The 17,779-nt window shown below is 56.7% G+C and carries 14 protein-coding genes; 10 read left to right on the top strand and 4 right to left on the bottom strand.

Features of this window, described 5'->3' with window-relative positions:
- Positions 1-36: 36 nt before the first annotated feature.
- From B5E84_RS12495 to B5E84_RS12480, 4 genes are all read left to right on the top strand, one after another.
- Entirely contained in the window at positions 37-951 is a 915-nt protein-coding gene (locus B5E84_RS12495; protein WP_087223243.1) for a SpoIID/LytB domain-containing protein, read from the top strand.
- 40 nt (positions 952-991) lie between these two features.
- Positions 992-1,816, top strand: a complete 825-nt coding sequence (locus B5E84_RS12490) for a M23 family metallopeptidase (protein ID WP_087223241.1) — start codon at positions 992-994, stop codon at positions 1,814-1,816.
- 202 nt (positions 1,817-2,018) lie between these two features.
- Complete coding sequence (locus B5E84_RS12485) at positions 2,019-2,573, top strand: sugar O-acetyltransferase (RefSeq protein ID WP_087223239.1); 555 nt, start codon at positions 2,019-2,021, stop codon at positions 2,571-2,573.
- A gap of 107 nt (positions 2,574-2,680) precedes the next feature.
- Positions 2,681-3,148, top strand: a complete 468-nt coding sequence (locus B5E84_RS12480; protein ID WP_087223237.1) for a CBS domain-containing protein — start codon at positions 2,681-2,683, stop codon at positions 3,146-3,148.
- Between the two features lie 186 nt (positions 3,149-3,334).
- Here the strand turns inward: B5E84_RS12480 and B5E84_RS12475 are convergent, their stop codons facing one another.
- Positions 3,335-4,711 carry a GntP family permease gene (locus B5E84_RS12475; RefSeq protein ID WP_087223235.1) on the bottom strand — a complete coding sequence of 459 codons (1,377 nt, stop codon included), beginning with the start codon at positions 4,709-4,711 and terminating at the stop codon, positions 3,335-3,337.
- A 254-nt stretch (positions 4,712-4,965) separates the two neighbouring features.
- Between B5E84_RS12475 and B5E84_RS12470 the strand changes: the two genes are divergently transcribed.
- Positions 4,966-5,895, top strand: a complete 930-nt coding sequence (locus B5E84_RS12470; protein WP_087223283.1) for a LysR family transcriptional regulator — start codon at positions 4,966-4,968, stop codon at positions 5,893-5,895.
- A 318-nt stretch (positions 5,896-6,213) separates the two neighbouring features.
- A complete protein-coding gene (locus B5E84_RS12465) occupies positions 6,214-7,524 on the top strand; it encodes a nickel pincer cofactor-dependent isomerase, group 22 (protein ID WP_087223233.1) in 1,311 nt (436 codons plus the stop codon).
- Between the two features lie 316 nt (positions 7,525-7,840).
- On the opposite strand, the gene B5E84_RS12460 is transcribed toward B5E84_RS12465, so the two are convergent.
- The 3 genes from B5E84_RS12460 to spoIVB all read right to left on the bottom strand — a co-directional run bounded on the left by B5E84_RS12460 (position 7,841) and on the right by spoIVB (position 13,840).
- Positions 7,841-8,389, bottom strand: coding sequence for a hypothetical protein (locus B5E84_RS12460; RefSeq protein ID WP_087223231.1), 549 nt, complete (start codon positions 8,387-8,389; stop codon positions 7,841-7,843).
- A gap of 46 nt (positions 8,390-8,435) precedes the next feature.
- Positions 8,436-12,041: an AMP-binding protein gene (locus B5E84_RS12455; protein WP_087223229.1), complete on the bottom strand. Its 3,606-nt coding sequence runs from the start codon at positions 12,039-12,041 to the stop codon at positions 8,436-8,438.
- Between the two features lie 521 nt (positions 12,042-12,562).
- Positions 12,563-13,840 (bottom strand): SpoIVB peptidase, encoded by a 1,278-nt coding sequence (gene spoIVB / locus B5E84_RS12450; RefSeq protein ID WP_087223227.1) that lies wholly within the window; start codon positions 13,838-13,840, stop codon positions 12,563-12,565.
- Between the two features lie 377 nt (positions 13,841-14,217).
- Between spoIVB and spo0A the strand changes: the two genes are divergently transcribed.
- The 4 genes from spo0A to B5E84_RS12430 all read left to right on the top strand — a co-directional run bounded on the left by spo0A (position 14,218) and on the right by B5E84_RS12430 (position 17,755).
- A complete protein-coding gene (gene spo0A / locus B5E84_RS12445) occupies positions 14,218-15,027 on the top strand; it encodes a sporulation transcription factor Spo0A (protein ID WP_087223225.1) in 810 nt (269 codons plus the stop codon).
- A gap of 257 nt (positions 15,028-15,284) precedes the next feature.
- Positions 15,285-16,730: a glycogen synthase GlgA gene (gene glgA, locus B5E84_RS12440; RefSeq protein WP_087223224.1), complete on the top strand. Its 1,446-nt coding sequence runs from the start codon at positions 15,285-15,287 to the stop codon at positions 16,728-16,730.
- A 19-nt stretch (positions 16,731-16,749) separates the two neighbouring features.
- Positions 16,750-17,250 carry an HD domain-containing protein gene (locus B5E84_RS12435; protein ID WP_242963364.1) on the top strand — a complete coding sequence of 167 codons (501 nt, stop codon included), beginning with the start codon at positions 16,750-16,752 and terminating at the stop codon, positions 17,248-17,250.
- Positions 17,251-17,293: 43 nt separating this feature from the next.
- Positions 17,294-17,755 carry a divergent PAP2 family protein gene (locus B5E84_RS12430; protein ID WP_087223221.1) on the top strand — a complete coding sequence of 154 codons (462 nt, stop codon included), beginning with the start codon at positions 17,294-17,296 and terminating at the stop codon, positions 17,753-17,755.
- Positions 17,756-17,779: the final 24 nt, after the last annotated feature.

The raw sequence follows: 17,779 nt of genomic DNA, 5'->3' as shown, positions 1-17,779 counted from the left end.
TGCTGTTAACAGCGGTTTGTGAAAGGGGGATTTTTTATGCGGAAATTGGCGGCGGCCCTGCTGTTTGTGCTGCTGTTTCCCTATATTGTGACCATGGCGTGGACAGGCACGGTGGAGGGGCAGAACGGGACGGCCGGGGCTTTAGGCGGGAGGCGTGTGCTGTTAGATCGGGGGGAGACCTCCGCCTACATGGATCTGGAGGAATATCTGGCCGGGGTGCTGGCGGTGCAGATTCCGGCGGATTACGGGGAGGAAACCCTGAAGGCCCAGGCCATCATCGCCAGGACTTACATCTGCAGCCGGATGGGAGAGGAAAATGAGATCCCGGAGTCGGCCCTGGATCTGGACTACCTGGAGGGAAAGCAGCTGGCCAGGCTCTGGGGCGAGTCGGCAGCGGAGAACTATCAGAAACTGAAGGCGGCGGCGGAGGCCACCAGGGGGTTAGTGATCACCTGGGAGGGGGAGCTGATCGAGCCGCTGTTTTGCCGGGCCAGCGCCGGAAAAACCAGGTCCGGGGGAGAGGGATACCCCTATCTGGAGCCGGCGGAGTGTCCGGAGGATCTGGAGGCGGAGGGCTATCTCCAGGCGGTGACCTTTTCCAGAGAGGAATTTGCGGAGCGGATCCGGTCCATCCCGGGGGCGGGAGAGGTGACGGCGGAGGAGCTGCCGGGGGCCATCCAGATCCTGGAAACGGACGGGGCCGGGTATGTGCGCCGGGTGCAGATCGGCACGAAGGCCTACACGGGAGAGGAGGTACAGTACGCCCTGGGGCTGGTTTCCCCCTGTTTTTCCTTTGAGGAGTACGACGGCGGGCTGCGGGCGATGACCAAGGGCATCGGCCACGGCTACGGGTTCAGTCAGTACGGGGCCAACCGGCGGGCCGGGGAAGGATGGACGGCGGAGGAGCTTTTGGGATATTTTTATAAAAATATTGTTCTCACATCTGTATAACTGTCACCGCTTTGGTAAGAATAGTACCGAGGTGATAAACGTGAAAAATAAAGTAAGGCAGATGTTCAAGGATAAGTTATTTCTTGTCATGCTGGTGTTGGGCCTGCTGACTATCGTAGCCGCAGCAGGCGTGGTGACCATCCAGAGAGGCGGAGGACTGGAGGAGGAAAATCCCTACCTGTCCATGGAGGACGAAAAGGGCCCCGCCGCCGGGTTGGAAGGAGAGGCCGGGCAGTTAGCCGGAGCCTCGGAACTGGAGGACGATCCGTCCCAGGACGGGGCGGTGCAGGAGGAAAACGCTCTGGCGGATGCCGGGCCGGAGGAGGATTCGTCTCAGGAAAACGGCAGTTTCGCGGACGCGGAGCCTGAGGCCGGAGAGGGAGAGGACTGGGAGTATGACACGGCCCAGGCCGGAGCCGGAAAGGACGCGGCCGCTCCCATGGTGTTAAACTTCGCGGACACGGACACCCTTGGGTGGCCGGTGCGGGGGGCGGTGCTCATCGACTACAGTATGGATACCACCACCTATTTCCCCACCCTGGAGCAGTATAAGTGCAGCCCCGGCATCGTGGTGCAGAGCGAGGTGAGCGAGCCCGTCTACGCCCCGGCGTCCGCCAGGGTAGCAGAGGTGGGAAACAACGAGGAGCTGGGCAACTACGTGGTTCTGGATCTGGGAAATGAGTACGCGGCCACCTGCGGCCAGCTGAAGGAGATCCCCGTGGCGGTGAACGACTACGTGGAAAAAGGCAGCCTGCTGGGATATGTGGCAGAGCCCACGAAATATTATTCCGTGGAGGGCTCAAACGTATACCTGGAGATGACTCACGCGGGAGAGCCGGTGGATCCCCTGGACTACCTGGAGTAGGAAAACGCGGAAAACCAAAGAAAAAGAAAGGGAGCGCCTGACCGGCGCAGGCAGAAGATGCCTGGCTGGCGGGAGCTCCTTTTTTTCGCCTTTCCCGGTTGCAATCCGGGAGGAAATCCGTCATAATAGAGACAGGACAGGCGCGGCGGAAACTGCGCCGGAATGAGCCAGAAATGAGAGAGGAAAGGACGGAATCATACCTATGGACAGCTGGGAAAAGCTGCACTCCGGGGAGCTTTACGATCCGATGGATCCCTGTTTTGAGGCAGAGCATGAGCGATGTATGGAACTGATGTACGAATACAACCACACCCGGCCGCAGCAGCAGGCGCGGCGGGATGCCCTTTTGCGGGAGATGTTTGCCCAGGTGGGGGAAGGCTGCATTGTGGAGGCGCCGTTTCACGCGAACTGGGGCGGCCATTTCCTGCGCTTAGGGGACCGGGTTTATATCAATTATAATCTCACCATGGTGGACGACACCTGGATCACCATAGGTAGCGGCACCATGATCGGCCCCAATGTGACCATCGCCACCGCCTGCCATCCCTTAGAGCCAAAGCTGCGCCGGAAGAACCTCCAGTACAACAAACCCGTGGTCATCGGGGAAAACGTGTGGATCGGAGCCGGAGCCATTCTCCTGCCGGGAGTGACCATCGGCGACAACTCAGTGATCGGAGCCGGCAGCGTGGTGACGAAAGACATCCCCTCCGGGGTGGTCGCCGTGGGAAATCCTTGCAAAGTTTTAAAAAACTTATAGGAAGGACTTAAAAAAAGTTATAAAAAAATAATAGTTTCTTCACAGGGACTTCATAGACAGATGGTATACTACAGATAATAGGGGATTACAAAACAGGAGGGTTTCTGATGAACATACTATTTTTTCTGACGCCGAAAAGCGACGTGGCATTTATTTATGAGGATGAGACGCTGAGGCAGGCCTTGGAGAAGATGGAGTACCACAAGTATTCCTCTGTGCCCATGATCAGCCGGACGGGACGCTACATAGGGACGATCACCGAGGGCGATATGCTCTGGGGGATCAAAAATAAGTTCAATCTGAATTTAAAAGAGGCGGAACACGTACCGGTGACGGCCATTCCCAGACGGTCGGACTATCTGCCGGTGCGGATTGATTCCCGGATGGAGGATATGGTGGACCGCGCCATGAGCCAGAATTTCATCCCTGTCGTGGACGATCAGAAACATTTTATTGGAATCATCACGAGAAAGGAAATCATCAAATATTTCTACAATCGGGTGAGCTGGCTGGAGAAGGACAAGGAGAAGGGAAAAGAACAGGAGAGCGGCATTCCGCGCTACGTGATGATGTAAGGGCGCTGTGCCCAAAACAATGTGACAAAAAGAAAAGAAAACCGGTCTGGAAGGGGGAAAGGGTTTTTCCTTCCAGGGCCGGTTTTCTTTTTGCGTGTGCGCCTGCCGGCGCACGTTTGGTTCACAGGCTACCTCATTTCCCGTGAAACACTTATGATGTATACAAATATGCAGAAGATGTCAATGTTATAAGAACGCGTTCAGGATCAGCAGCTCGACCACGCCCGTTCCGGCCATAACCATGGATACGGCGGTCTTACACCGGAGCTGGTCTTTCATTTCCGTCAGTCCGAACATTCCGTTAAACACCCAGAATCCGCTGTCGTTGAAGTAGCCGAAGGAGATGGCGCCGATACAGCAGGCCTGAGCCAGAAGAACGGGGCTCACTCCCAGCATGGAGATCAGCGGGGCGGTCAGGGACGCGGCGGTGGTGATGGCTACCGTCGCGGAGCCGAGGGCGATTCTCATGAGAGCCGCGATGATCACCGGGATGAGGATGGCCGGAATGGGCCAGCTCACAACCATGGCGCCCAGCACGTCGCCGATGCCGCTCACCTTTACCACGTTTCCAAGGGAACCGCCGGCGCCGGTGATGAGCATGATGATGCCCGTATCCTTGATGCTCTCGTTCATAATGTTGATTACCTGCTTCTGATCCATTTTCCGCCCCAGTCCGTATACTGCCAGGGTGGCGCCGATGGCCAGGGCCACGATGGGCTCGCCGAACAGGGAGACGAGGTCGTACAGGATGCCGCTCTCAATGGAGGTCAGGCTGAGGGCCGTTTTGCAGAAGATCAGGATCAGCGGAACCACGATGGGGGAAAGAGAGTTCCACAGGCTGGGCAGCTCTTTCGCGTTCATGATGGAATCCAGCTCGGCCATGGTTTTAATGTATTCTTTTTTGAATTCTTTTCTGTCATAGGTTCCGTCTGTTCTCGGAATCTGATAGATCTTCGTCCCGATCCACTTGGAGTAGAGGATGGCGGAGATAAAGATCGGGATGGGCAGGGCAGCGCCTACCAGGATCATCTGTCCCACGTCCACGCCCATCATGCCGGCAGCGGTCAGCGGGCCGGGGGTGGGGGGAACCATGCTGTGGGTACACTGGAGGCCGCAGGCCAGAGCCAGGGCCAGTCCGATCACGGATTTTCCCGTTACTCTGGAAAGGGCCTTACAGAGCGGAGCGAAGATCACCACCGCGGAGTCGGCGAATACGGGGATGGATACAATCCATCCAGTGACGCCCAGTGCCCATTCTTCCTTTCCTTTTCCGATGAGCTTGATAAAGGTATAAGCCAGCCGTTCGGCAGCTCCCGTTTTCTCCAGGATACCGCCCATCATCACGCCGAGGCCGATGATAATGCCGGTACTCTTTAACGTATTTCCGAAACCGTCCTGAATGGCGCTGATGACCTCAGAGGGCGCCATCATTCCCACCAATCCGGTGATCAGTGCGGCAAGCAAAAGCGCGATGAACGTGTGAGTTTTCGTCTTCATCACCAGAACGATCATGACCGCAATGCCTAAGAACAGTCCTAAGAGCATTTGTGTTTCATGTGTCATTTTCCTACCTTCTTTCCCTTGTTTTAGAGACGGCGCCAGGCGCCGTTTGCGTTTGGTTTTGATGGACATCTGCGCAGATGCTTTGGATATATTTACCATATCATGGATGGGAAATGAAGTAAAATTAATAGATTTAACTGGAGAATTAGAAATTTTAACCGAGTCCGCACATTGAATGGAGGGAGGATACAGGTTATAATAGCGGAAAAAATCGGTACGTGCCGGAAGGCGCGGGAGAGAAGGAGACGCAGCAGATGAATCTCAGAGATATTGAATACATTGTAAAAATCGCCGAGGAGCGCAGTGTCACAAAGGCGGCGGAAAAGCTGTTTATCACTCAGTCGGCCCTGACCCAGCAGCTCATCCACCTGGAAAAGGAGATCGGGCTGCCCCTCTTTCACCGTTCCCGGGCGGGCTGGACTCTCACGGAGGCGGGCAAGATCTATGTGGAGACGGCGCAGGAGATGCTGCGGCTGAAAAAGGACACCTACAGCCGGCTCTCAGACCTGGCGAAGGTCAAACGGGGAACGCTGTCCGTGGGATTTACGCCGGAGCGGGGAGCAAAGATTTTTACGGCCATCTATCCCCAGTTCCACAGGCGGTATCCGGATATTGTGGTGAACATGACGGAGGCCTCTGTCCGAAAGCAGCAGAAACTGATTTCCCAGGGGAATCTGGACGTGGGCTTTGTAACCCTGCGGGACGGGCAGCGGACGGGAGATGAGTACCAGACTATCCGGGAGGAAGAATTTATCCTGGTGATTCCCTCCATCCATCCGGTGTGTAGGGAGGCGGTGGACACCGGCCGGGGGCCTTACCCGGAGCTGCCGTTGGAGAGCATCCGCCACGAGCCCTTCGCCCTCATGTACAAGGAATCCACGGCCCACGACTGCATCAACGACATTTTCCGCCAGGCGGGAATTGTGCCAAACGTCCTCTTTGAGACGGTGCGGGCCAAGACCATTCTGGACATCGCGGCGGCGAAAATGTGCTGCAGCATCGTGCCCAACTCCCGGCTGATGGAGCCGGTGGAGGGCGTTTCCTTTTTCTGCCTGCCGGAGCATCCCTCCTGGAAAATCACGGCGACCTATCGGAAGGGGAGCTATCTGAGCAAGTCCACCAAATACTTTATTTCCCTGGTGTCCCAGTACTGGAATGAGCTGCCGGAGGAGGCGTTCCATTAAATTTACTGTGACAGCCATTAGAGGGTTTAATTGTACGCGGTTTCGCCCTTGTGCTATAGTAAAAGAAAGATGTTGGGGTCAAAAGGTATTTTACCCCCTTTGATACCGGATTGCTCCGCACTACGTGCTCCCGCAATCCTCAAAACATTCATAATCCGCTCATTTTTCTACGAAAAATGGCTACTGATTCATGTTTTGGCGGGTCCCAAGGTCAAAAATCTTCTTGCAAGCAAGCCTGCATCGGATTTCCGACCTTTTGACCCTGGTATCAAAGAAAAAGGATGACAGCAATTTGATAGAAAAGGAGATGGAAAGACCATGAAAGTAACAAAAGGCGGCAAAGTATCCGAACTGTTAAAAGATACGCGGATCCCGAAGATGTTCCGTGCCACGCAGACATTTCCCAGGGAGGTGATCCGCCCGGAGGAGATCCCGGCGGCGGTGAGCCGGGAGATGGAGAGGGAGGAGATCCGTTCCCGCATCCAGCCGGGTATGAGCATCGCCATCACGGCGGGCAGCCGGGGCATCCGCAACGTGGACATCATCACCAAAGCGGTGGTGGACGGCGTGAAAGCCATGGGGGCCAACCCCTTTATCGTCCCGGCCATGGGCAGCCACGGCGGGGCCACCGCCGAGGGCCAGGTGGAAATGCTGGCGGGCTACGGCATCACGGAGGAGGCCATGGGCTGTCCCATTAAATCCTCCATGGAGGTGGTGGAGTTAGGCTACTCCGAGCGGGGACGCCGGGTGGTGTTGGATAAAAACGCCTACGAGGCGGACGGCATCATCATTTCCTGCCGCTTAAAGCCCCACAACGCCTTCCGAGGCCCCTACGAGAGCGGCCCCTGCAAGATGATGACCGTGGGCCTGGGAAAACAGGTGGGCGCCTCCGTGGTTCACGGGGACGGCATGGACGTGATCGCCCAGAACATCCCCACCATGGCAAAGGTGGTGCTGGAGAAGGCGAAGATCCTCTTTGCCATCCCCTGCATCGAAAACGCCTACGACGAGACCTGCAAAATCGAGGCCATCCCGGCGGAAAAAATCCTGGAGCGGGAGCCGGAGCTGTTAAAATACGCCTTCTCCAATATGCCGAAGCTGATCGTGGGAGAGGCGGACGTGCTGGTAGTGGACAAGGTGGGCAAAAACTTCAGCGGCACCGGCGTGGACCCGAATATCACGGGAACCTTTTCCACCCCCTACGCCTCCGGCGGCCTGAAGGTGCAGCGGACCTGTTTCCTGAACCTGAGCAAGGAGTCCCACGGAAACGCCCTGGGCTGCGGCCTGGCCTCCGCCATCACCAGCAAGATCTTCAACGACATGGACATCGAGCAGATGTATCCCAACTGCATCACCAGCACCGTGCTGGCCTCCGCCAGGATCCCCTGCGTGGTGAGCAGCGACAAGGAGGCCATGCAGATCTGCATCAAGACCTGCAACAAGATCGACAAGGACCATGTCCGCATGGTACGGATTCCCAACAGCCTGCACATCGGCTCCATCATGCTGTCCGAGGCCTACTATGAGGACGTGAAGGCGGGGAAATATCCCGGCCTGGAGGCTGTGGACGAGCCGGCGGAGCTGGAGTTTGACGGGGATGGGAACGTGGTGACGCCCATTGTGCTTTAACAGGAAACTGCGTTTCCTGTTAAAGCACGAAACTCTGCAAGGAGGCGCACTCCGCGCAAAGGGATATGGCTGCTGACGCAGCCGCGCTCCGGCGCGAGTGTGCGCCAGACGCATACTATTTATGTGACCGGCGGCGGATAGCAGACGGGAAATGGAACCGAAAGCAAAATAAAGAGAATAAGCGCATAGGGAAAGCCCTCAGACGATGGTTAATTGTATCATCGCCTGGGGGCTTTTTTTCGTGGATTTCACTGCTTTTCTCTTTTTAACTCAGGGCGGTCATGGCGCCTGCCCAGTTCCGTTCTCGTTTACTCGCTTACCCGTTCTCCCCGGCCCGGCTGTCGGTCTGGAGCATCAGCCATACCGTTCCTTCCCCGTCTTTGACACAGTAGAAACCGGCGGCGTTTTTCAGCCATCCCTTCAGCTCAAAATTGCTGCTGGGAGAAAAGACGGGCAGATCTCCGGGAAGGGAGGACAGCAGCCGTTTCATCTCCCCGGCGGTTTCCAAAAGGACAAGTCCGGACAGGGATTTGGGATTCGGCCTTGCGCCCCACCCGTGGAGCTCCAGGCCGTTCCTGGAAGAATCGGTCGTTTCTTCCGAATAGTTCCATACGGTTTCCCGAAATACAGTGTGGTCAAAGGCGTCCACAAAGGTTTCCGCCGCGGAACAGAAGGCGCCGGTCCTGGCCCAAAGTCCGCTGCAAATGAAAGAACTCCGGTACTGCCACCCCAAAGGCATAGCGTCCTCCAGCGGCCCCAGAGCCGCCAGAAGATCGGATACCCTGGGAGCGTCGGTTCCCCAGAAAACGGTCTCCATAGGACTGATGCGGCCCGCCGTTATCTCGTCAATTTTCAGACGGATCAAAGGCCTCTCCCTCCCTTCTGTCCAAAACAGCTATTGTCCAAAATGGTTACTCCTCTTTTATGATGTGAAATTCCACCGGCAGCAGGCTCTTTTCCCACCACTGCTCCAGGAACTCGTTTAACTCTGCCGGGTCGGGTGTCTCTCTGCTGCGGACATCCGCCGCCAGCACCAGCTTGTGCTCCTCGCCCCAGCGGATGTAGGCCTTGGCGTCGGAAATGTCGCTGCGGTTTTTCAAGACCTTTTCCAGGCGGGCCAGATCCACGAAGTTCCGTCCGTTTAACCGCTCCATCATCACTGTGCGGCCGCCCTGATCCAGCAGGTCCAGGGTGCCGTCCGGCAAAATTCTGGCGAAAATACCGGTCTGGTATAAGGTGCCCGGCCCGTAGGGGTTCGTCACCTTGTCCGTCCAGCCGGCGGCGGGGTGATCCATGATGTAGAGCTGTCCCCAGGCGCCGAAGGGCTGTTTGCGGCAGCCGTCGTCTAAGACGTACACCTTCACCGGCGTATCCCCGTCGGCATCCTCGATCAGGCGGTAGCCCACGGTGCGGTTTACGGTGCCGGCAGTAAGGGTGTAGTGTTTCGGGAAGATCTCCTCCGGCAGATGCCTCTTTAACCGGCGGACGGAGGGCTCGTCTAACATGGCCTCTACGATCCGCTCCAGGCAGGTCATAAAGACGGCCAGCTGGCCTTCATCAAATCGGTTTTTCCAGTAGCGCAGCTCGTAGTAATAGCCTGCGTCGTCGGACATCACCTGCAAATGGAAGGGAAGGGAGTCCAGCTGCACCTTCTCCCGCACAGCCGGTGCCCCGCCGATCTCGTCGATGTTTAAAATATCCCCCTGGTACTGGAAGAACATTTCGTCCCCGTGGATGGTGGAGGTGTGGCAGCGCATGGTCTCCATGATCTGGGTTCCCGCTTTTTTCAGCAGATGAGGCACCGTCTCATGAGGCTCCTGCACCAGGCGGAACAGATAGGTGAGGAACAGCGGCCCCGCCAGCCTGGTCCAGCGCCCGTCGGTGCGTCCGCTGTGGATGCTGGTGCTTAAGGTGTCCTTCTCCGCGCTGAAAATGCCGATGCAGTAGTTGTAGGCGGTGAGGAACATGACATTTTCCGACACGCCGTGCTGGCGGCAGAAGGCGGTGATGGTCTTGCGGTTTAAGCGGCTGAAACGCTGGCGGATGGCGGCGTCCTCCCCGTGATCTAAGTCGTGGAAATCCCTGCGGTTTAAGATGCTTTTCCGGATGCGGAAGTCTTTCATCAGCCCCTGGAAATACTGCACGTCCCTGGCCCGCAGACCTCTGGCCTCCCGGTCCTTCTCGTCCAGAACGTACTCAAACAGGGTGTAGCTCTCCTTCTCCACCGTGTCGCCCCGGTAGAGGGAGTTTAAATCCTCAAAGAGCACGTTCATGGTCATTCCGTCTCCCACGATGTGGGCGATGTCGAAGAACAGATAGTTGGCGGAGTCGGTCTGGTAGATGCCCACGTGGTAGAGGGGTTCGTCCTTTTCGTAGTAGTAAGGCTTTAAGAGGCCCTGCCTCAAGGTGGCCCACTGGGCGTCGCTCACCCGGATGATGGGCACCTCCACCCGTTTCTCGTCGTGGCGGAAATTTTTGTAAACGCCCTCGTCCAGCTGGATGATGGATTTTAAGCCGGGATGGAGGTCAAATACATCCTCTGCCGCCTTCTTTAACCGGGATAAGTTGACGCTCCGGTCCAGACGGAAGAAGAAGGGCAGGTTGGCGGTGGTGTTTCCCCGCATGACGTAGGCGAAATAAAGCTGAAGGTTGGTGAGGGGGTACACGGGCCGCACGGAGTAGTCCACCGGCGGGCGGTCCATGGACTCCCGGTAAAAGGCCTCCAGCTGCTCCACGGAAGGATGGCTCATCAGATCATCCAGGGTGAGGGAAAACTGTAAGCTGGCTGCCAGATCGGAGAGGAGCAGGATGCTTCCCAGGGAGTCTAAGCCGGCCTGGTAAAGGTTGGTGTCGATGCCGAACCGGCGGTGTCCCAGACAGGCGGCCACCGCGTCCCAGAGCTTGGTCTGCAGCTCGTTTTCCGGCAGGCGAAGGTTTGCGATCTCCTCCTCCTGGGCCTTCTTTTTGCTGAAATATTTGGAGCGGATGATCTTTTTGGAGGACGTCTTTTCAAAGGGCACCTCCCGCGTGCGGAAACGGAGGATGCGCTTGTAGGAGGGCAGCTCCTGGTTGTGAAGGGTGACTAACTCCGATAAAGCCCCCTCGATGTCCCGGATGCCGGCCGCCTCGGCGTACTTGTAGTTGGGATAGATCTCCGCGGTGATGGTGTCGTTTTCCTCAAATACCAGGATTTCCTCCACCAGGCGGTCCCGGTCAAAGAGGTGCTCCAGCTGCTCCGGGGCCACGTTTTCCCCGTTGCTTAAGATGATCAGGTTCTTTTTCCGGCCGGTGAGGTAGAGGAAATTTTCATCGTCCACGTAGCCGATGTCTCCGGTGCACAGCCATCCGTCGGGGGTGAGCACCTCCGCTGTCTGCTCCGGGTCCTTGTAATAGCCCATCATCACCGAGGGGCTCTTTACCTGGATTTCCCCGTCCACAATGCGCACCTGGCAGCCGTCCACGATCTGGCCCACAGATGCCATTTTATCCGGCCTGGTCCAGACGGTGGAAGAAATTTTGGGAGAGCACTCCGACATTCCGTAGCCCTGGGCCATCTCGATGCCCAGCTTGTGAAAACTCTCCGCCAGCTCCGGAGCCAGGTAGCCGCCGCCGCAGATGATGCGCCGCAGCCTGCGTCCCAGCACCTCGTCCTGGATCTCCTTTAAGGGGCGGTCCGGCTGCTGTCTGGACAGGACCATCATGCGGTTGTACAGGGATTTGGGAATCATGGGCACAGCGCGGAACATGGTGGGCTCAAACAGCCGCAGATGATCCGCCAGCTTGGACAGATCCCGGTTTAGGCACAGGGTGGCGCCGTAGCGCATGACCAGGAAGATGTCTCCGTTGATGCAGAATACGTGGTGAATGGGAAGAATGTTTAAATAGACCTCGTGGCTGAAATCCTCCGTCTCTGTGGTGCAGAATACGTTGTCGATCAAATTGCCCTGGGAGAGCATGACGCCCTTGCCGCGGCCGGTGGTGCCGGAGGTAAAGAGGATGAGGGCCAGGTCAGATTCCGAGATCTCCGGCTGGATGGTGCGGCCGGTGTACTCCTTTAAAATGTTGTCGGAGCAGAACACGTGGCGGCCGTGCTGTAAGGATATGTAGGTATGGATCCGCGGGCAGCGTTCCTTTGCGCCCTCCACCAGGGAGCGGTGCTCCCAATCGTAGAATAAGATGTCCACGTCGGAGCGGGTCAGGCAGTCGCAGAAGGTGTCCAGGTTCACCTGGATGTCCAGAGGAATGGCCACGGAGCCGGCGCTCATGACGCCTAAGAGAGCGGCCAGATAGTGGTGGCCGCTGCTTCCCATCAGCCCTACGTGGACCGGCCTGCCGGCCTGGCGGCTCTGCTCGGCGGTCCAGGCGGCGATGGCCATGCACTCCGCGGCGAAATCCCGGTATGTCACCTCGTAGATGACGTCGTTGATCTCATAGCGCAGAAATACGCTGCCGCCGTGCTCGTTCCCGGCGTTTTGCACCAGGTCAAAAATGGTTTTGGTGTTTTGATGTGTGATCATGAAATTTCCCCCTTTAAAAAGGATAGTAGGGCGATTCCGCCGTTCTGGCAGCCGCTCTCCATTTATTGTTATTATACCATCTCGACTTGCGTCTCGATGGAGTTTCTCGTCAAACGTGGATTCGTGCAAGCACGATCCACGCTTTCCTCGTTATTATACCATGTGCGCTAAATTCGTAAAATACTTTATTAAATGCACAACAGTCTCCGGCGGAGCGCACACATTTTATTATCACCAGGCTCGTGGAAGACCTCGCCAAGCGTTCCCATGATACCGTGTGCACTAAATTCGTGAAAAACCTCATTAAGTGCACAGGCATATGTTCTCACTAAGCTCGTAAAAGACCTCGCCAAGTGTTCACATGATACCATGTGCACTAAATTCGTGAAAACCTCATTAAGTGCACAGGCATATGTTCTCACTAAGCTCGTAAAAGACCTCGCTAAGTGTTCACATGATACCGTGTGCACGAAAATCGGGCAGTCCTTCCTTCCGGAAGGCTGCCCGCGGCGGCAGGAGTTTCAGTGCTCCAGCATATTTTCGATGAAAATCCCGTATCCCTTGGCGGAGTCCTGGATGAATACGTGGGTGACGGCGCCGATGAGCTTTCCGTTCTGGATAATGGGGCTGCCGCTCATGCCCTGGACGATGCCGCCGGTGAGGGCCAAAAGCTCCGGGTCCGTGACCTTGATCACCATGCCCTTGCTGCTCTTTTCCGAGCTGTAGTCCACCCGCTCGATTTCAATGGAATAGTCCTTTAACTCACCGGACACGCTGCTGCGGACGATGGCCGGGCCGGTCTGTACGTCCTGGCGGTAGCCAATTTCTAAGGGGGCGCTTTCCAGGCGGTCCCGGAACCGCTCATTTACCGTGCCGAAGATGCCCTCGGAGGTGTTGGCGTCGATGGAGCCCAGGACGGAGCCGGGGCCGTAGTAGATGACGCCGGACATCACCCCCGGCTTTCCGGCGCTGCCCTTTTCAATCCCCATCACGGCTGTCTCATAGAGGGTGCCGTCCTGGATCTGGACGATTTCCCCGGTGTCGCTGTCGCTGATGCCGTGTCCCAGGGCGCCGAAATGGCCGTTTAAATCCACGTAGGTCATGGTGCCGATGCCCTGGGTATCATCCCGCACCCAGGCCCCCAGCTTGTAGTCCCCGTCGGCTCCCGGGGCGGGGCGGACCTTGACGTCGATTTCCGACCCGGCCCGGCGGACGGTGAGGACGGCCTCCTTTCCCCCGGAGGCGCTCACCGCCTCAATCAGCTCCTCCTTGGTGTTTAGAGGACTGCCGTTTATGGCCTCAATGTAATCTCCCGACTGAAGGATCCCCAGGGACGGCTCCGCCACCGTGCCGTCCGGCCCGGCCACCTCCCCCGTTCCGATGACCATGACGCCGTTGGCCTTCAGATAAATGCCCACGGGAAGGCCGCAGGGGACGGCGTAGCGGGTGTCCACCACGTCCACCTGGATGTCCTTTAAAGGCAGCAGTCCGAACAGCTTTAAGCTCAAGCGGTAGCTGCCCTTATTTTTGGCGTACATGGTAAAAGGCTCATTGCGGGTAATCTTGATTTCCTCCGCTGGGATGTCGGAGCCGTTTCCCAGGGCCACCTCCTCACTTTCGGACTGGAGGGTGGAGTTTAAGAGGCCGGGGAAACGGAAGGATTCCACCTGGTCCTCCACGATGGAAAAGTGATCCGGTATCATGCGTCTGGCGTACCAGCCGGTGAACACGGCGGTGAACAGGATGCCGGCGAGAAAGGCCCGAAACATATGCTTTTTAAATTTCCGTATTCCTGTCATTTCATGTACCTCCTCTGATGCTGGCGGAGCATCCGATGCGCTCCGGGTTTAGTATGTGGAGGAAACGGAAAATCACTCTGCTATTTTTTTGGTACAGAGGAAATTCCTGCAGAGGCCCGTTTTGCCCGAAAACGGGGGAAAATGCCGGGCGGCATTGCGCCGGCTTAACGCAGCCGCGTTCCGCGCGATTTTGCGCCGCAGAGCGCACGTATTTAAAGTTTTCCCGAAAAAATGAAAAATACTGCAACAAAATTCGTATTTTTTCGTCTTTTATCAGTAGTGTGTTGTCGAAAGTTGCGATGGAATTCCGTTGCAACCGGTAAAAAATGAAGTCTATAATACACCAAGAAGATGAAAACCAAGAGGAGGAAGGGAATATGGCAGAAATTAACATAGCGATTGCCGATGATAATCCGCAGACTTTGAATTTGTTAGGAGAAATTTTGGAGAACGAAGAAGATTTCCGTGTGGTAGGCCGGGCGGAGAACGGCGAGGACGCTTACAATATGATTGTAAAGACGAAACCGGACGTGGTTCTCTTAGACATTATCATGCCCAGGCTGGACGGGATTTCCGTGATGGAGCGGGTGAGGACCCAGAGCGGGCTGGAGAAAATGCCTTCATTTATCATGGTCACCGCCGCCGGCAGCGAGAGTGTGACCACGGAGGCCTTCGCCAAGGGCGCCAATTACTACATTATGAAACCGTTCAGCAGGGAGGCGGTGGTGGATAAGGTGAGACGCCTCGGCACCGGCGCGGATGTGCGGGAGACCCCTCTCACCGGGCTGCGGAAGGTAAATCCCTATGTAAACCGGGATGAGTACATCGCCCAGAACCTGGAGCAGGATGTAACCCAGATGCTCCACGAGATCGGCATTCCCGCCCATATAAAGGGGTATCAGTACCTGCGGGACGCCATCGCCATCTCCGTGCAGGAGCAGGATATGCTCACCTCCGTGACAAAAATCCTGTATCCTGACATCGCCAAGAAGCATCACACCACCCCCAGCCGAGTGGAGCGGGCCATCCGCCACGCCATAGAGGTGGCCTGGAGCCGAGGAAAGATGGACACCATCAACGACATTTTCGGCTACACCGTGAGCAACGGCCGGGGAAAGCCCACCAACTCGGAATTTATCGCGCTGATCGCCGACAAAATCCGCCTGGATTACAAGCGGCTTCCGTAGACTGGAAGGACCGCCCTGTTTTGCCGCTATTTTTCATGGCATGGGAAACTGTGCTTCCTATGCCATGAAAGCCTCCGGCGGGAGGTGCACTCCGCGCAGAGAAAGACGGCTGCTGGCGCAGCTGCGCCCCGGCGGGAGGGTGCGCCAAGCGCACACTTTTTACGAAAAAAAGTCTTTCTAAATTCCTTCTGTTATTGTATACTATAGGTATGTGCCCCGTGGCTGAATACGGGGATGGGTAAAAGGAGGGTTATCTTGTGAAGAAGATATTGTTCGTTGCTTCGGAGGCAGTGCCGTTTATCAAAACAGGAGGGTTGGCCGACGTAGTCGGATCCCTGCCGAAATGCTTTGACAAAGAGTATTTTGACGTGCGGGTGATGATCCCCAAATACCTCTGCATCAAAGAGGAGTGGCGCAATCAGATGACCTATGTGGATCACTTCTACATGGATTATCTGGGCCAGAGCCGCTATGTGGGGATCCTGCAGTACGTATATGACGGAATTACCTATTACTTTATCGACAATGAGAGCTATTTCTGCGGGCCCAAGCCCTACGGGGACTGGTACTTCGACCTGGAGAAATTCTCCTTTTTCTGCAACGCGGCCCTGTCCGCGCTCCCGGTGATCGGGTTCCAGCCGGATGTGGTGCACTGCCACGACTGGCAGACGGGTCTGATCCCCGTATATTTAAAGGACCGTTTCCACGGCGGCGAGTTCTTCCGCAACATGAAATCCGTGATCACGATCCACAATCTGAAGTTCCAGGGCGTCTGGGACGTGAAGACCATCCAGCGGTTCTCCATGCTGCCGGACTACTATTTCACGCCGGATAAGCTGGAGGCTTACAAGGACGGAAATATGTTAAAGGGCGGCATCGTGTACGCCGACGCCATCACCACCGTGAGCGACACCTACGCGGAGGAGATCAAAATGCCCTTCTACGGCGAAGGCTTGGACGGCCTGATGAGAGCCAGGGCCAACAGCCTGCGGGGCATTGTAAACGGCATCGACTACGGCGAGTTCAACCCGGAGACGGATCCGTTCATCGCCCAGAAGTACAACGCCAAGAACTTCCGCAAGGAAAAAGCGAAAAATAAGACGGCCCTCCAGCAGCAGTTAGGCCTGCCGGTGGACGAGAAGAAATTTATGGTGGGCATCGTGTCCCGTCTCACAGACCAGAAGGGACTGGATCTCATCCAGGCCGTGATGGACGAGATGTGCACCGAGGATATGCAGCTTGTGGTGCTGGGCACCGGCGACGAGAAGTACGAGAATATGTTCCGTCATTACGACTGGAAGTACCACGACCGGGTTTCCGCCCAGATTTACTACTCCAATGAGCTGTCCCACAAGATCTACGCAGGCTGCGACGCGTTCCTGATGCCGTCCTTATTTGAGCCCTGCGGCCTGTCCCAGCTCATGGCCCTGCGCTACGGCACCGTGCCGATCGTGCGGGAGACCGGCGGATTAAAGGACACTGTAGAGCCCTACAATGAGTACGAGAGCAGAGGAACCGGTTTCTCCTTTGCCAACTACAACGCTCACGAGATGTTAGGCAGCATCCAGTACGCGAAACACGTGTACTACAATAAGAAACGGGAGTGGAACAAGATCATTGACCGGGCTATGGCCAAGGACTTCTCCTGGAACACTTCCGCTCAGAAGTATCAGGAGCTTTACGACTGGCTGATCGGCTATTGATGAATGGGAGATTGATCATTTGACAAGACAGAGTTACGAGGAGGACGGGGAGTACCTGGCCCTGGTGGAGGACATTTTAGACCATCCTGTATTCCGGTCCATGGAGCAGTATATCCAGCACGGCACGACCACCTGCAGGGAGCACTGCATCCAGGTGTCCTATCTGGCATACCGGATCTGTAAGGAACGGGGCTGGGACTGCCGGGCGGCGGCCAGAGGCGGCCTGCTCCACGACCTCTTTCTGTACGACTGGCACGCGCCTGTGCGGGTGCGGGGACACCGGTTCCACGGGTTCACCCACCCGGCTGTGGCTGCCAGGAATGCGGAGGCGTATTTTTCCATCACCCGCAGGGAGAGAACGGTCATCCTCCGCCATATGTGGCCTCTGACGCCCATCCCGCCCTCTACTATGGCCGGGATGGCAGTGGTCTGGGCGGACAAGGTGTGCGGGCTGCGGGAGACCGGGGCGACCGTCCGGGCCATCATCGCGGCGGTATTTGGGCGGCGGCCCGCGTTTTGACGGGACGCCTGCGAAACAGGACAAAGGATGACAGGAGAGAGACATGACATTTTGGATGGAAATGCTGGAAAACCAGGTGCTGATGAGCGCGGTGGTGGGCTGGGTGGTGGCCCAGGTGTTAAAGACCATCATCGACTGTGCCCTGAATAAAGGGTTTTCCCCGGAGCGGCTTTACGGCTCCGGCGGAATGCCAAGCTCCCATTCCTCTACGGTATGCGCCCTGACGGTGGCTACGGCCTACTGCTACGGCCTGGGCTCCGGGGAATTTGCCATCAGCTTTGTGCTGGCGGCGGTGGTGATGTACGACGCCATGGGAGTCCGCCGGGAGACGGGAAAGCAGGCCAAGCTCCTGAATCTGCTTATGGAGCAGGATTTCTTCAAATTCGACAATGAGCTGTTTCAGAAACGGCTGAAGGAATTCGTAGGGCATACGCCCCTGCAGGTGGCGGCGGGAGCCTTTCTGGGGATCCTGATCGCCGTATGGATGGAGTATCTGTATGTGTAAACAAAAAAGGCTGTGGAGGGGAAT

Origin of the sequence: Lachnoclostridium sp. An14 (assembly GCF_002160755.1) — a bacterium.
Taxonomy (GTDB): Bacteria; Bacillota; Clostridia; order Lachnospirales; family Lachnospiraceae; genus Lachnoclostridium_A.
Note: the sequence above shows the minus strand (reverse complement) of the source record. Positions and strands in the feature narration are given on the sequence as shown.

What these genes read in the sequence shown, in the direction of transcription:
- B5E84_RS12495 (WP_087223243.1), top strand. Translation starts at nt 37, where the DNA reads ATGCGGAAATTGGCGGCGGCCCTGCTGTTTGTGCTGCTGTTTCCCTAT.
- B5E84_RS12485 (WP_087223239.1), top strand. Translation starts at nt 2,019, where the DNA reads ATGGACAGCTGGGAAAAGCTGCACTCCGGGGAGCTTTACGATCCGATG.
- B5E84_RS12480 (WP_087223237.1), top strand. Translation starts at nt 2,681, where the DNA reads ATGAACATACTATTTTTTCTGACGCCGAAAAGCGACGTGGCATTTATT.
- B5E84_RS12475 (WP_087223235.1), bottom strand. Translation starts at nt 4,711, where the DNA reads ATGACACATGAAACACAAATGCTCTTAGGACTGTTCTTAGGCATTGCG.
- B5E84_RS12470 (WP_087223283.1), top strand. Translation starts at nt 4,966, where the DNA reads ATGAATCTCAGAGATATTGAATACATTGTAAAAATCGCCGAGGAGCGC.
- B5E84_RS12465 (WP_087223233.1), top strand. Translation starts at nt 6,214, where the DNA reads ATGAAAGTAACAAAAGGCGGCAAAGTATCCGAACTGTTAAAAGATACG.
- B5E84_RS12455 (WP_087223229.1), bottom strand. Translation starts at nt 12,041, where the DNA reads ATGATCACACATCAAAACACCAAAACCATTTTTGACCTGGTGCAAAAC.
- spoIVB (WP_087223227.1), bottom strand. Translation starts at nt 13,840, where the DNA reads ATGACAGGAATACGGAAATTTAAAAAGCATATGTTTCGGGCCTTTCTC.
- spo0A (WP_087223225.1), top strand. Translation starts at nt 14,218, where the DNA reads ATGGCAGAAATTAACATAGCGATTGCCGATGATAATCCGCAGACTTTG.
- B5E84_RS12430 (WP_087223221.1), top strand. Translation starts at nt 17,294, where the DNA reads ATGACATTTTGGATGGAAATGCTGGAAAACCAGGTGCTGATGAGCGCG.